Annotated in this window: 11 protein-coding genes and 1 other RNA gene; all 12 read right to left on the bottom strand. The window is 69.5% G+C overall.

The annotated features are described in order from the left end of the window. Positions 1–318 precede the first annotated feature (318 nt). The 12 genes from RVX_RS08850 to RVX_RS08795 all read right to left on the bottom strand — a co-directional run bounded on the left by RVX_RS08850 (position 319) and on the right by RVX_RS08795 (position 13,835). Positions 319–1,860: a glycosyltransferase family 9 protein gene (locus RVX_RS08850; protein ID WP_116305576.1), complete on the bottom strand. Its 1,542-nt coding sequence runs from the start codon at positions 1,858–1,860 to the stop codon at positions 319–321. 11 nt (positions 1,861–1,871) lie between these two features. Beyond that, positions 1,872–3,752 carry a CgeB family protein gene (locus tag RVX_RS08845; protein WP_116305575.1) on the bottom strand — a complete coding sequence of 627 codons (1,881 nt, stop codon included), beginning with the start codon at positions 3,750–3,752 and terminating at the stop codon, positions 1,872–1,874. A 79-nt stretch (positions 3,753–3,831) separates the two neighbouring features. Continuing rightward, a complete protein-coding gene (locus RVX_RS08840; RefSeq protein WP_116305574.1) occupies positions 3,832–4,974 on the bottom strand; it encodes a FapA family protein in 1,143 nt (380 codons plus the stop codon). 114 nt (positions 4,975–5,088) lie between these two features. After that, complete coding sequence (locus tag RVX_RS08835) at positions 5,089–5,433, bottom strand: STAS domain-containing protein (RefSeq protein WP_116305573.1); 345 nt, start codon at positions 5,431–5,433, stop codon at positions 5,089–5,091. Continuing rightward, entirely contained in the window at positions 5,382–5,867 is a 486-nt protein-coding gene (locus RVX_RS08830) for an ATP-binding protein (protein ID WP_116305572.1), read from the bottom strand. Before RVX_RS08830 ends, RVX_RS08835 begins: the two co-directional genes overlap by 52 nt. Positions 5,868–5,943: 76 nt before the next feature. Then, positions 5,944–7,386 carry a PP2C family protein-serine/threonine phosphatase gene (locus tag RVX_RS08825; protein ID WP_230404498.1) on the bottom strand — a complete coding sequence of 481 codons (1,443 nt, stop codon included), beginning with the start codon at positions 7,384–7,386 and terminating at the stop codon, positions 5,944–5,946. Further along, the gene (locus RVX_RS08820; protein ID WP_116305570.1) at positions 7,340–7,882 is read right to left on the bottom strand and encodes a D-aminoacyl-tRNA deacylase; all 543 of its coding nucleotides are present in this window, start codon (positions 7,880–7,882) and stop codon (positions 7,340–7,342) included. Before RVX_RS08820 ends, RVX_RS08825 begins: the two co-directional genes overlap by 47 nt. A gap of 34 nt (positions 7,883–7,916) precedes the next feature. After that, positions 7,917–9,668, bottom strand: a complete 1,752-nt coding sequence (locus RVX_RS08815; RefSeq protein ID WP_116305569.1) for a long-chain-fatty-acid--CoA ligase — start codon at positions 9,666–9,668, stop codon at positions 7,917–7,919. 320 nt (positions 9,669–9,988) lie between these two features. After that, the gene (gene ispD, locus RVX_RS08810; protein ID WP_116305568.1) at positions 9,989–11,359 is read right to left on the bottom strand and encodes a 2-C-methyl-D-erythritol 4-phosphate cytidylyltransferase; all 1,371 of its coding nucleotides are present in this window, start codon (positions 11,357–11,359) and stop codon (positions 9,989–9,991) included. Positions 11,360–11,644: 285 nt separating this feature from the next. Next, positions 11,645–12,008, bottom strand: an RNA gene (rnpB, locus tag RVX_RS08805) — RNase P RNA component class A. Positions 12,009–12,032: 24 nt separating this feature from the next. Next, positions 12,033–12,782 (bottom strand): zinc ribbon domain-containing protein, encoded by a 750-nt coding sequence (locus tag RVX_RS08800; RefSeq protein ID WP_007521469.1) that lies wholly within the window; start codon positions 12,780–12,782, stop codon positions 12,033–12,035. An 18-nt stretch (positions 12,783–12,800) separates the two neighbouring features. Continuing rightward, on the bottom strand, positions 12,801–13,835 hold the full coding sequence (locus RVX_RS08795) for a Nif3-like dinuclear metal center hexameric protein (protein WP_116305567.1): 1,035 nt from the start codon (positions 13,833–13,835) through the stop codon (positions 12,801–12,803). Positions 13,836–13,899: the final 64 nt, after the last annotated feature.

The raw sequence follows: 13,899 nt of genomic DNA, 5'->3' as shown, positions 1-13,899 counted from the left end.
GTGCCTGCGGGGGGCGGCGGGGTAATGCTGTTTGCAAATCTTGACCATTCTTGATGGTTGACGGGTGGCGGCGGAGTGGAGAGCGGGCACGGTGGGATGCTTCGCCCGCCGAAAGGGGCACGCAGGGGGCAGGATGCCGGAAGCCGGGGCAGCGGGTGGGAAGGGGGCGGGGGCACGTCGCGCGGTTGCAGGTGGCGCGCGGTCGGCATGGGACCGACATGGGGCCGACATGGGACGGGCACGCCAGCATGTCGCGCGGTGCGGTGGTCGCTCCGCGCGGTGGAAAATGCCGTGACGGGCGGGAGGAAGGGCGGAGCGTCAGGCCGTGAGGGCGGCCAGGGCCTCCACCAGGGCAAGGGCCTCGGCCCAGGCGGCGGGGGCTGCGTCGGCGTTCTGCACGGACATGTGCAGGTACCCGGTAAGGGGGCGCAGCATGGGCGGGTGCGACTGCCAGAAGTCGGGCGGCAAAACGGTCTGTCTGCCTAGGGCGTGCCCGCGCAGGGCGCGGGCCAGGTCGCGGCCCAGGCCGGACAGGGCGCGGCGCAGGGTTTCGGCCAACTGCGGCGATGCGGCCGCCAGGTCGGCCCAGGCCCGGCGGGCGGCGGCTTCCCCGTGCAGGTCGAACCGCCACGCCCAGAAGGCCTTCCAGAACAGGCCGAACAGGCGGCGGGGTGAGGCGGCGGGGCCTGAGGCCGGTGCGGCCAGGGGCACGAGATCGAACAGGCCCAGCGCGTCGCGCCCCGTGTGCAGCAGTTCCAGCCCCGGCAGGCGCAATCGGGCCAGGCGCGAGGAGGGCGCGCCGGGGGCATTTTCGCCATCCGCGTGGGCGGCGTCCTGCTCGCGCAGCAGCGCATGCGCCAGCGAGGCCACCCGCGCGGGGTCGAACCTGTCGCGGCACAGCACCGAGGGCTGGATGCACCGCCAGCAGCCCACGCAACTGATGGTGGCGCGCAGCACGTGGTGGCCGGGAGAAAAGGGCGCGGTCTCCCAGGCGTTCACCGGGCCCATGGACAGGTTGAGCGTGGGGGTCTGGGTCCAGGCGGCCACGTGCATGGGGCCGGTGTCGGGGGTGACCAGCAGGCGCAGGGTGCGGGTGAAGGCCACCAGCTCCGGCAGGGTGAAGCGTCCGCACAGGTTCAGGGCCGGGGTGCTGGCGCGGTGGGCCACGTCGGCCCCCAGCGCGGCCTCTGCCGGGCCGCCCAGCAGCACCGGCTTCAACCCGCGCCGCAACAGGTCGCGGGCCAGCGCGGCCCAGAATGGGGCATGTGGGCGTTTTTCCGGCTCGCTGGCCCCCAGGAACAGCCCCACGCGCAGCGGGTCGCGTCCTTCGGACAGCGGCCACGGCCAATCCGTGGAGCGCAGGCGGGCGTGGGGCACGCAGTCCAGCGCGTTCAGGTCGGCCCAGTGGAACTGGTTGTGCCGGTTGTTGTGCACCAGCGAGGTGCGGTACAGTTGCCAGCGGCCATGCACGTAGGTGGTGCTGGCCTCCCGTCCGCTCCCTCCACCTGCCCCTCCGGGCACCAGGCGCGGGCCGAAATGGGCGTCGGCGCGCAGTTGCCCCGCCAGCGCCGCCGCTTCCGGCCGGTGGCTGAGGTTGATCACCAGGTGGTAGCGGTTCTGGCGCAGCCGGTCTGCCGCGCCGTACGGAAAGAAGACGGACTCCGGCCCGATGGGCATGAGCCCCTTGAAGAATTTCTCCTCGCCCACCACCCACAGCGGGCGGCGCGGGTGTTCGGCCCGCAGCCACGCCAGCAGCGGAAAGGTCAGCACCAGGTCGCCCATGCGCTGCATCTGCAACACCAGGATGGGGGCGTTGTCCGGCGCGGCGGCGGACGGCGGGGGGATGGGGGCGACGGGCATGGCGTGGACGGCTACCTGGCGCGCGGCGGGCCGAATATGCGGCGCATGTGGTCCAGCAGCGCGCGCAGCCGGTGCTCGTAGGTATGTTCGGCAAGAATGCGCCTGTGCGCGGCGGCCACCACGCGGGCGCGGTCCTGCGGATGCTCCAGGTAGCGGCGCAGCAGATCGTCCGCTTCTTCCGGCTCGCCGTAGCAGACCACCTCGCGGCCCGGCTCGAACAGGTTTTCGATCTGGTCGCGCCAGTCGGTGAGCACGAACGAGCCGGTGGCGGGCACGTCGAACACCCGCTGGTTCACCGCGCCCTTCATCTGCTTGCTGGTGCAGTTGAAGTTGATGTCGGACAGCGGATAGAACGCGGGCAGTTCGGTGTAATAGTTGATTTCCGGGTGCAGCCGCCAGCCGGGGGGCGCGGCGCGGAACACCTTGCGCCAGCCGGTGTCGCCCACGATGAGCGGGGCGAAGGGCAGGGTGCGCGCCACGCAGGCGGCCCGGTACTGGCGGGTGGCCTCCCAGGTCAGCATGGTCTCGTAGGACAGGCGGCGCTCGGCGTCGTCCATCCCGTCCATCCCCCCCAGCCCGTCGTACACGTCGGCCAGTTCCGGCTGGTGCGCCCGCAGGTAGGCCCCCACGGAGCGTTCGCCGTGCGCGCCGAACCCCGCCGCCACCTCGCGGTACGAGCGCAGCAGCGCGGCGGGCAGTTTGCCCGCCTTCATGCGGTGGGCCACCTTGTAGACCATGGAATTGCCCACGAAGGACACCCGCGCCCGCCACGGATGGTTGGCGGGCGGCGCGCCCCTGGGTGGGGCGAAGCGCACCGGGTCGGTGCCCAGGGGCAGATAGGCCACGTGCTCGAAGCCCAGGTCGCGCAGCGAGGGCAGGTTGTCCGCGTCCCAGGTGAAGATGGCCGTCCACGGGCTGACGATGCGCCGGTACAGGTAGAGTATCAGATGCGGGTTGTCCACGAACCACGAGGCCAGCGGCAGGCGAAGCTTTTCCAGCAGGTCGGTCAGCACGCCTTCGCGGTCTACTCCCAGGTGGTTGATGGTGAAGGCGAAGTCGGGCCGGAACTCCACCACGGCGCGCAGCAGCTTTTCCACGAATTCGGCGCGGCCCACCTCGTCGTCGTCCAGGGTGAGCAGGTGGTGCGGCACGCCCAGGCGCTGGCAGGCGGTGACGATCTCGCCCATCAGGAAGTACTGGCTGGTGATCAGCAGCACGCGCGGCAGGGCGGCGGGGTCCGCGAACTTGGGGTAGGCGGCGCGCTCCCAGAAGTTGAACCGTGCGCTTGCGGACAGCACGTCCCGCAGGCGGGCGTAGTGAGCGCGGTCCAGCCGCAGGTAGAAGGGGTGCGGCAGGGGCAGCAGCGGCAGCCCGCCGTTCTCGTATTGCCAGCGGGTGAGGGTGCGCAGGGCGTCGTCCGGGTCGTCTTCGGTCACCCATAGGATGCGCCCGGCGGCGGTGGCGTCGGCATGGCGCTCGCGCAAGGCCGTGGCAGCAAGGATTTCCGGGGTGCGGTCCACCACGGCCACGGGGCCGTCGTGCATCTCCATCAGGCGGCCCAGGGCCGCGCCAGCTCCCGCGCCCAGAAGAACGGGCAGGACTAAGGGAGTGGGCGGAGCGTGCGGAACGGGCAGGCTTGGGGGTGCTGGAGAAATGGGGGTTGTCGCCGCTTCCGCCCGCAGCTTTTCATACGGGGCCAGCAGGGCCAGTTCGCGCGCGAGGCCGCCGGGACCAAGCATGGTCAGGGTGCGGCCGTCCACGGTGACTTCGACGTCGGCGACGGGCCTGTGGCCGGAATCCGCCGGGCCAGCGGCGCCGGGCGACGGCAGCGCTCGGACTTCAAGTCTCGGGCGCGATGCGGCCTCGCGTGGTGTTTCGTCAACTGGCGGCATGGTCCGTGAAATGCCTTTGCGCGGGGCGAAGCCCGGTTGGGGTATGGATGGCGGGAGGAGGCAAGGGCACGGGCTGCCGTCAGCGCGACGCGGGCGGCAGGGCGGGCGATTCGACGGCCAGTTCGCCGTCGCGCAGCACGATGCGCACGTCGCGCAGTTCCTCGCGCACTTCCATCCACGACTCCTCGATGGAAATCTCCACGCCCGGCATGATGCGCCCGGGCACCACCAGGCGGCAGCGCTCTGCGATGGGGCCGCCGCGCTTCAGGTCTTCCCACAGCGCGGCGCGCTGGCGCAGCAGGCGGTCCATCTTCTTCAGCGCGGCCTCCAGCCGGCGCACCGGCTCTTCCTTGCCCGCCGGGGTGTCGGCGGCCACGGCCTCGTAGTGGACGATGCGCTGGCGCAGGTCGCGGATGTTATCCTCCAGCCGGGTGATCTTGCGGAACTTGAAGGGGTCGTAGCCCAGGTTGACCTTGGTGGGGGTGCCCTGCGCGCCGCCCAACTGATTTTCGATGTACACCACGCCCGCGCCGTGCACGGTGCCGCCCTGCACGCGGTCCTTCACGACGAGGTTCGCGCCCGCGTAGACGCGGCAGTGCAGGGCGAAGCGCTCGATGTACATGTTGCCGTGCGAGCGCAGTTCCGCGTTTTCGGCAAAGGGCACCCGCAAGGTGTCGCCCGCGTCGAGCAGGCAGCCCTTGCCGCCCTTGATGCCGCTTTCGCAGGCAATGGCCCCACGGGCGCGCACCACAGCGCCCTCCACGATGCCCTTGATGAGGATGTTGTCGGCCTGGATTTCGAAGCCCGGCTTCACGTCCGCATGGGCGGCAAGGTCGCCCACGAAGAAGATGTTGCCGGTGTGAAAATCCACGTCGCGCCGCACGTTGAGCATCTTCTTCACCGTGATCAGCCCGTCGTGGTAGAACACGTACCCGTTGGCGTCGGCCACCACCCGGTTGGGCGAGGCGGGGTCCACCTCGCAGTTGGGGCCGCAGGGCAGCTCCTTCGGGGGGATGTCGTAGACGTAACGCGGGTCCAGGGGGCCGACCGCGCTGGCGGTGGCCTCTTCGAGCGGCAGCAGTTCCGCCAGCACCTGCCCCTTCACCACGTTCTGGACGTAGCCGAGGTTGTAGCGGTCGATGTTGCCGGCATCGTCCGCCTTGGGCTTCAGGTGCATGTAGTCGAAGTCTGGCTCGAAATGGTGGCGCAGGTAGTAAGGCATGTGGCGCTCTCCCGTGGGCTGTGCCTGCGGCGCCGCGCGTGCGTGCCGCTTGTCCGGACTGCGGGCGAAGGATGGCCGTGTTCTTGCCGGTTTGCGTCTGCGTGGCTGTTGGCCCTAATCGGGCAAGAGCGCCAGCAGGTCCTCCTCGTCGTCGAGGATGGGAAAGAACCCGGTGAGTTGCGCGGTTTCCATGGTGTGCACCGCTTCCGGGGTGGGCCGGTACAGCAGCAGGCGGCGGCCCATGGACCGCGCCTTGGTGCTTGCGGCCACCAGCGTGCCGAGGCCGGAACTGTCCATGAACGACACGGCGCCAAGGTCCAGCACCACGTCGGATAAGCCCTTGCGGCCGAACAGCCGCTCCAGTTCGGTGCGGACCTCGGTGGCGTTGGCCAGGGTCAGTTCGCCCGTCAGCGCCGCGACAAGGATGTTTCCGTGATCGTCAAGTTCGAGGTGCGCCATTGTTCCTCCGGGATGGCCAATTGCAGATGCAGGGTGTTGCCGTCCGGGCCGGTTTCACCCGTCACGGCATCGCACAGGCAGGCGATGATGCGCAAGCCCCGCCCGGACGTGGCCCCTTCGGGCACGTCCGGCAGTCCGGGTCCGGCAAGCCCGCCGGGCGGCAGGGGGCAGACCGCGCAGCCCCGGCCCCAGTCCGTGACCGCTAGCTCAATGCCCACGCGCGGGGTCACCGTCAGGCGTACCCGCAAGGGGCCGGTCTGGCCTTCGGGGTAGGCGTGGCGCACCACGTTGGCGCACGCCTCGGCGGTGACCAGTTCCAGCGGATGCACCAGCGTGGGGCTGGCCAGATAGGCGGCCATGGTGGCCGCCACGCCGCGCACGAAGGGGCGGTATGTTTCGCGCTGCGCGGTGGTGGTGAATTCGTAGCTGTGCATGGCGCGGTTCCGTGAGCGGTGGTGCGTGGGCGCGGCGTTGGCGGTCGTGCCTGTGCGTCGTGCCAGTCCGGTCGTGCTAATCCGGTTTGGCGGGTTTTCCGGCGACGGGGCCTTCGCGGCGTATCCACAGGGCGGTCACGTCGTCGCGGAAGGGGGGCGGGGCGCCGCCCGCCGCGTCGTGCAGGGCGGCCTCCATGGCGGCCAGCACGTCCCTGCCCGCGCGCAGGCAGGGCTCCGTCAGTGCCAGGAACCTTTCGGGGCCAAGGCGCGCCCCGCCATGCACCGTCCAGTCGTGCAGCCCGTCGGTGAACAGCAAAAGCTGGCTTCCGGGCGGAAAGGGTCGGCGTTCGGCCGTGAAATCGGCGCTGAAAAAACCCAGCAGCGGGGCGTTGGAGGGCAGGCGGTCCACGCCGCCCGCGCCGTCGCGCAGCAGGGCCGGACAGTGCCCGGCGTTGACGTATTCCAGCGTGCCCGTGGAAAAGTCGATGTCGCCCGCGAACAGGGTGACGAAGTCCGGCTCGCCCCCGATGATGTCCACCAAGTGGCGGTTGATGCGGTGTACGGTCTCGGTGAGCGGCTGGGGGGGCATGCCGTCGGCCTGGCGGGCCGCCGCGCCGTCGTTCTGGGCGCGCACCAAGGTGCGCACGATGCTCATCAGGAACGCGGCGCGCGCCCCGTGGCCCGAAACGTCGGCGATGACCACGCGCAGCACCGGCCCGTTTGACCCGCTGGTGCCGTTCCCGGTGCGCTGCGGCAGCAGGAAGTAGTCGAAATAGTCGCCGCTGGCGTCGCCGGAGGGTCGGTACAGGCTTTCCACGTGCAGGCCGGGCAGGTAGGGCGACGAGGACGGCAGAAGGCGCATTTGCAACTCGGCCACCCGGGCCATTTCGCGGCTCAGGCGGTCGGAATAGGAGCGCAGGCGGCGGGCCATGCGGGCCTGCCGCGCGCCCACGGCCACGCGGGCATCCAGTTCCGGAGGTTCCAGCGGCAGGCGCAGGGCGTCGTTGGCCCCCAGGGCCAGCGCTTCGTTCCGCAGGTCGTGGTCCTCCGGTTCCGTCAGCACGATGAGGAACACGTCCTCGTCGCCGCGTTCGGCGCGGATGGCGCGCACCAGGTCCAGCACGGGGCCCCTGTCGGCCCGGTGCCCGGGCTGGCGGATGACGGGCGGCGGAACTGCATCGTAGGGAGGCGGCGGGGGCGGGGATGTCAACGAGGGCTCTGCCGGACGGGTCGCGGGATGCGCGCTGCCAGGTCCGTCAGGACCGCCAGGACCGCCAGAACCGCCAGGACCGCCAGGACCGGCGGGGTTCTGCAGGTCGGCGTCGATGATGACCACGTGGGGGCGGCGCGCGGCGTGCAGCGCCAGCGCTTCGGCCAGGGTGGCGGCGCGCAGCACGGTGCGCCCCGTTCCCGACAGGCGGCGCAGCGTCTCGCGCGTCAGCGGGGAGGGCGCGGCGATGAGAAGGGTGATGTCATCCGCCGCCATGGGGTGGTCGCCGCTCCGGGAAAAGGTCGTCATCGCACAGCCGGATGGTCACCGGCCCCCAGTTGACGAGGGCCACGTCCATGTCGGCCGCGAAGATGCCACAGCGTACCCGCCCCGGCAGGCGTGCGTCAATGTCGGCGGTCAGTTGGTCGAACAGCCGCGCGGCCACGGCGGGCGGCGCGGCGGCGGAAAACGACGGGCGGCGCCCCTTGCGGCAGTCGGCGTACAGGGTGAACTGCGGCACCAGCAGCAGTTCGCCGAAGGCCGGGCCAGCATCGTCCCCGGCCCGCATGTCCGGCGGCACGGCCCAGTCGCGCAGGCCCACGTTCATCTTGCCCGCGTCGTCGGGGAACACGCGCAGGTCCAGCAGCTTGTCGATCATGCCCGCCCAGCGGGGTTCGCCGGGCAGGGTGGCGGCGTCGCGCGGGCCAAAGCCCGCCAGCACCACCAGCCCGGGGCCGATGACGGCCACCGTCCGGCCGTCCACCGTCACCGAACCCCGGCGCGCCCGTTGCAGCAGCAGTTGCATGGCCGTTCCTTTCGCCGTGCGCGCCGGGCGGGGCCTACTGCGCCCCGTCCTCGTCGGATGCGGCGGCAGTGGCTGAAGATGCGGCCAGTTCCGCCTTCAGCTTTTCCTCTTCCTCGGCGCGCAGGATGCGGCGCAGCACCTTGCCCACCACGGTCTTGGGCAGGTCATCGCGGAATTCCACCTGCTTGGGCACCTTGTAGCTGGCCAGCTTTTCGCGGCAGTGGGCCACCACCTCGGCCTTGCTCAGCTTTTCTCCGGGCTTCACCACCACGAAGGCCTTGATCATCTCGCCGCGCGTGGGGTGGGGTACGCCCACGGTCACCGCCTCCTTGACCTTGGGGTGCTCGTGCAGCACCTCGTCGATCTCGCGCGGGTAGACGTTGTAGCCGCCCACCAGGAACATGTCCTTCTTGCGGTCCACGATGCTGAAGTAGCCGTCCTCGTCCATGGTGGCGATGTCACCGGTGTACAGCCAGCCGTTGCGCAGGGTGTTGGCGGTTTCGTCCGGGCGGTTCCAGTAGCCCTTCATGACCTGCGGCCCCCGGATGATCAGTTCGCCCACCTTGCCCGCGGGCAGCGGCACCAGGCCCACCTCCATGTCCACGATGCGCGCCTCGGTGTCCGGAAAGGGCACGCCGATGGAGCCGGGCTTGCTCACCCCATTGATGGGGTTCAGGTGGGTGACCGGCGAGGCCTCGGTCAGGCCGAAGCCCTCGATGACCTGCGCGCCGGTAAGTTCCTTGAACCGGCGGATGTGTTCCACCGGCATGGGCGCGGAGCCGGAGATGCAGTAGCGGATGGATGTCAGGTCGTAGTCGCCCACCTCCTTCTGCTGCATCAGCGAAATGTAGATGGAGGGCGCGCCGGGGAAGATGGTGGGCTTGTGCTTCTGGATGCCCACCAGCACGTCGCGCGGGACGTAGCGCGGGAAGGGCACGATGGTGGCCGCCAGTGACGTGGGCAGGGTGAGGCAGGTGGTCAGCCCGTAGACATGGAAATAGGGCATCAGCCCCAGGAAGCAGTGGTCCATGTCGCAGGCGTCGCCAAGGATGGCGATGATCTGCTGCACGTTCACCGACATGTTGTGGTGCGTGAGCATGACCCCCTTGGAAATGCCGGTGGTGCCGCCGGTGTACTGCAGCACGGCCAGGTCTTCGGTGGGGTTGCACGTGGTGGTGGAGTGGCGGGCCTTGCCCTTGAGCAGGCTTTTCCACGGCAGCACGTGCCTGCCGTCGAAGGGCAGTTCGCGCCAGGTGCCTTCGCGCTTGGCCTTGAAGGCGTACAGCAGGTTCAGCGGGAAGGACAGCCCGTCGCCGATGCGGGTGAGGAAATACTTGTCGATGCCCAGCTTGTCGCGCAGCGGCTCGATCTTGGGCCACACCAGGTCGAGGGCGATCATGAACCGCGCGCCGGAATCGTGGATCTGGTGGACCAGTTCCTTTTCCATGTACAGCGGGTTGGTCATCACCACCACGCCGCCCGCCTTCAGCACCGCCCAGAAGGCGATGACCGTCTGCGGCAGGTTGGGCAGCATGATCGACACCTTGTCGCCGCGCCGCACGCCCTGGGCGCGCAGGTTGGCGGCCATGATTTCGGCCTGCTGGCGCAGCTTGGCGTAACTGAGGCGATAGTTGCGGAAGGCGATGGCCGTGCGGCGGGGGGTGCGTTCCGCCGCCCTGTCCAGCAGGGTGAACAGCGGATAGGTTTCGTAGCTGATGTTGGCGGGAACGCCTGCGTCGTAGCTGGCCAGCCAGGGAAAGTCGGCGGTGATGTTGGGTTCGGTCATACGTGTCGTCGGACCGTGACCGCCGCGTCATCCCGCGCGCTCCGCGTTGCCCGGCAAGGCATGTGCGGCGCACGGGCGCTGGCGCAGGCCCGTATTGTTCGTGTGTTCAAGGGGATGGAAGGCAAACCTTAAGGCTTGTACTATGCGGCCCGATGGCGCGCAAGCCCTGCGGCGGCGGGCACGGACACTCGGGCAGGGCACATGCGCCGCGCATGCGCGGCCGGTTCGGAGCCGCTACGGGACGCGCGGGGGGGGGACTGTGCCGGGCCGGGGGGCCGTTTCGGGCGATCCCCTTGCGCATGGCCGAGAGGGGCCGTTGCTCAGGCGTTGTCCGCCTCGTCGACACCGGCAGGGGGCGCGTCGTCCGTGGGATTGGCGGGCCGGTCTGGCCGGTCTGGTCGGTCTGATCGGGCTGGCCGGTCGGGGCAAACGGGGTGAACTGGGTGAACTGGGCGCAGCCCGGTCACCGTGGCCACGGCCTTCAGCCCCTTTTTCTCGCCGGTGAAGCCCAGCTTTTCCTCTGTGGTGGCCTTCACGTTCACGGCCATGGCGTCCAGCGCAAGCAGACGGCAGACGTTGCGGCGAATCTGCTCGCGCCACGGGGCCAGTTTGGGCACCTGCGCGATGACGGTGAGGTCCACGTTGGTGATTTCCAGCCCGGCAGCCCGGGTCAGGCGCAGCACCTCGTCCAGCAGCACTGCGGAGTTGGCGTTGTCCAGCGCGGCGTCCGTGTCCGGGAAGTGCTGGCCGATGTCGCCGCCGCCGATGCACCCCAGCAGGGCATCGGTGAGGGCGTGCAGCAGCACGTCGCCATCGGAATGGGCCACCACTTCCGGCCCGCCAGGAATGGGCACGCCGCCCAGTTTCATGGGACGGCCGACTTGACCGGAACGTCCGGTCTCTTCCTTCTGCACGTAGCGATGCACGTCGTAGCCCCAGCCGGTGCAGGGGACCAGGCGTGTCTGCCCCTTGCGGGCATCCCACGGGGCGCGGGCGGTGTCGGCATCGTCCAGCATGGCGAGGTCCTCTGGCGTGGTGATCTTGGCGTTGGCGGGCTCTCCGGCCACCACGCGCACGGGCAGGCCGCAGCGTTCCAGCAGCGCGGCGTCGTCGGTGACGGTCCAGCCCTCGGCGCGGGCACGGTCATGGGCATCGCGCAGCGCGGCCAGCGCGAACCCCTGTGGGGTCTGCACGGCCACCAGCCCGGATCGGTCCGGGGTGTGGGTGACCACGCCGTTCTGTGTCTGCTTGATGGTGTCCGTCACGGCGATGCCCGGCACCACCCCCGGCGCGCCCGCCGCCAGGGCGTCGAGCACCGCGTTGGACAGTGCCGCCGTGGCGAATGGACGGGCCGCATCGTGCACCAGCACCACGTCGCACTCGTGCGGCAGGGCCGAAAGCCCCGCGGCCACGGAATCCTGCCGCAGCGCGCCGCCCGCCACCGCCCGCCACGGCACGCCCAGGGCGCGCCCGGCGTCCAGCGTGGCCAGGCGTTCGCGCTCGGCCTCCAGCCTGTCTTGCGGAAACACGAACACCAGCCCACGTACCCGAGCCACCGACGCGAACGTGCGCGCCGAGCGCCAGTACAGCGGCGCGCCCCGGTGTTCGATGAACTGCTTGGCCGTGGTCAGCCCGGCCGCCGCCAGCCGGGTGCCGCTGCCCGCCGCGAGAACAATGGCCCATGCGTGCATGTACAATCCTTTAGGAAGAATATTTAAGGCAAAAAAAGATACGGGGGGAAGGGGGCTTTGAAAAGCCCCCTTCCCCCCGTACCCCCCATCCCGCAAACTTTTTAACTGGGGGTAGAGGGACGAGGCAGAGGCTTTTGTGTTCACCGTCCCTTCGCGCTCTATCTGCGCCAAAAAGAACCCCCCAATGGAAAAGTTTGGGGGGAGGAGGGAGGGGGCCGGGGGGAGGGAGGAACCCCCTTTTTCAAAAGGGGGTTCCTCCCTCCCCCCGTTACCTTTCGATCAACGTTCGGGAGTCGGACTGTAAGCCGGGTTCTGTGCCCTTGCGGGCGGCTGTCATTCCTCTAGGAGCGCCGTTACCGGCGCCCTCAAGCAACCGACCCGGAAGCATCGGCCGGGCAGGCCTCGAACGCTTCCCTATTTGGTCTTGCTCCGGACGGGGGTTACCGAGCCTGGCGCGTCACCGCGCCAGCTGGTGGGCTCTTACCCCACCGTTTCACCCTTACCCGGCAGGCGAACCTGCCGGGCGGTCTGCTTTCTGTGGCCCTGTCCGACGATCGCTCGTCCTGGGGGTTACCCAGCGTCCTGCCCTGCGGAGCCCGGACTTTCCTCCCCGGGCCTTGCGGCCCGCGGCGACAGCCCGTCCGGCTCCCGAAAGTGCGTGCGTGGGCCGGGGCTATTCGCCGCCGGGCGTTTCCACGCAGAAATGCTCGCTCCAGTAGATGAGGCGCTGGCAGTTGGGGCAGCTGAGGATCTGGGTGCCCTTCTGCAGTTCGATGTAGCTCTGCGGCGGGATGGAGATGTGGCAGCCGGAGCACACGCCCTTGTCCACGGGCACGATGACCGGGTTTTCCAGCCGCTGGCGGATGAATTCGTAACGGCTCAGCACGGGCGGGGGCACTTCCTTGCCCGCGGCCTTGCGCTGCGCCTCCAGGTCGGCGAGGCCCGCGCCCGCTTCGGCCAGCCGCGCGTCAAGGCTGGCCTTCTTGGCTTCCAGGTCGGCCTTCAGGGTGGTGTAGCGTTCGTCCATCTCGGTCATGGCTTCGGTCTGGCGCTGCAGTTCCTCTGCCAGAGCCAGCTTTTCTTCCTCGCGCGAGCGGTTCATCTTTTCCATGTTGTCCATTTCGCGCATCATGGCGTGGTATTCCTTGGTGTTACCCACGAGCATGAGCTTGGACTTGCTCTTCTTGATGCGCAGGGAATCGTCCTCGATCTCGGTGCCGAGGCGCTTTTCCTGGTCCTTCAGGTGGGTAAGCTTGTCGAGGAGGCGGTTGCGCTGTTCCTCGATGGAGTCGAAGCGCTGTTGCAGCCCTTCCACTTCCTGCGGCGCGTTCTTCAGTTCCGCCTTGATGCCGTAGATGTGGTCGTCCACCTTCTGCAGGGCGACAAGCTGTTCGATCTGCTTGAGATAGAGGCTCAACGTCATATCCTCCTGAAATGCGGGTTAGGCCGGATGTTCCGGAACGCGGCCGCCGCCCGCGCCCGTGGGCGTGGCGGACAGGTGCAGCCGCAGTGGATCGCTGGATGGCAGGAAATGCACGGGCAGGCCGGGCAGCGCGGTGCGCAGGTTGTCTGCGAAACGGCGCATCATTTCCTCTTCAAGGGCGAAGTGCCCCACGTCGAGCAGGCAGCCATGGGCTTCCAGCGCGGTGTGGTACTTCACGTCGCCGGTAACGAACACGTCGGCGCCAAGGGCGAATGCGGCATCGGCCAGCGAACTGCCGGAACCGGTGCAGTAGCCCACCCGCCGCACCACGGGCGGAACGGGGCCGCTGACGTGGCAGTGGGCGCGCCCGGCAAGGGCGTGCAGCCTTGCGGCGAAGGCGGAAAATTCGAGCGGCGCGGGCAGGCCGCCCACCAGGCCAAAGCCGAAGACGCGCGGCGGCAACTCCGGCTCGGCGGGCAGGAAGGCGGGCACGGCACCCGACGGAGCGGCGGACACGATGGCCGCGCGGATGGCGGGCCATGCGGCGGCTTCGCAGGTGAGCACGGCGGTTGCGCCCAGCATCCGGCAGGCCAGCACGCCTTCGATGTCGGCCCAGCGCGGGTCGGGCGCGCCACCGGAAACGATGCAGCGGGTCAGCCGTTCCTGGCGCAGCGTGGGTTCCAGCACCGTGGCGTCGGAAAGTTCCAGCTCGCGGGCCAGCCAGCCCACGGGGCCAGCGGGGTTGGCGTCAAGCGAGGTGTGCGCGGCGTACAGCCACGCCCCGCGCGCCAGCAGGGCGGAGGCCACGGCGTGATGGTCGTCCAGGGCGTCGAGCGGGCGAGGCGAAAGAGCGAGCGGGTGATGGGAGAGGATGACGTCCGCGCCAAGGTCCAGGGCGGCTGCGACGGCGGCGGGGGTGGGGTCGAGGCAGACGGCAAGCCCGTGGGCCTTTACGTCCTGCCCGGCCACCTGCATGCCCGACCTGTCCCACTGGGCGGCCGAGGCTGGAAGTGCCGTTTTTTCGATAACGCTAATTATTTCAGAGCGTTTCATGCATAAACCCCAAACAAAGAGGGTGCTTCGCCGGATGGACGCGGCGCAAGCACCCTCGAAGCGG

Origin of the sequence: Nitratidesulfovibrio sp. HK-II (assembly GCF_003402415.2) — a bacterium.
Classification (GTDB): Bacteria; Desulfobacterota; Desulfovibrionia; order Desulfovibrionales; family Desulfovibrionaceae; genus Cupidesulfovibrio.
The sequence above is the reverse complement of the archived record's forward strand: the minus strand, read 5'-3'. Positions and strand labels throughout refer to the sequence as shown.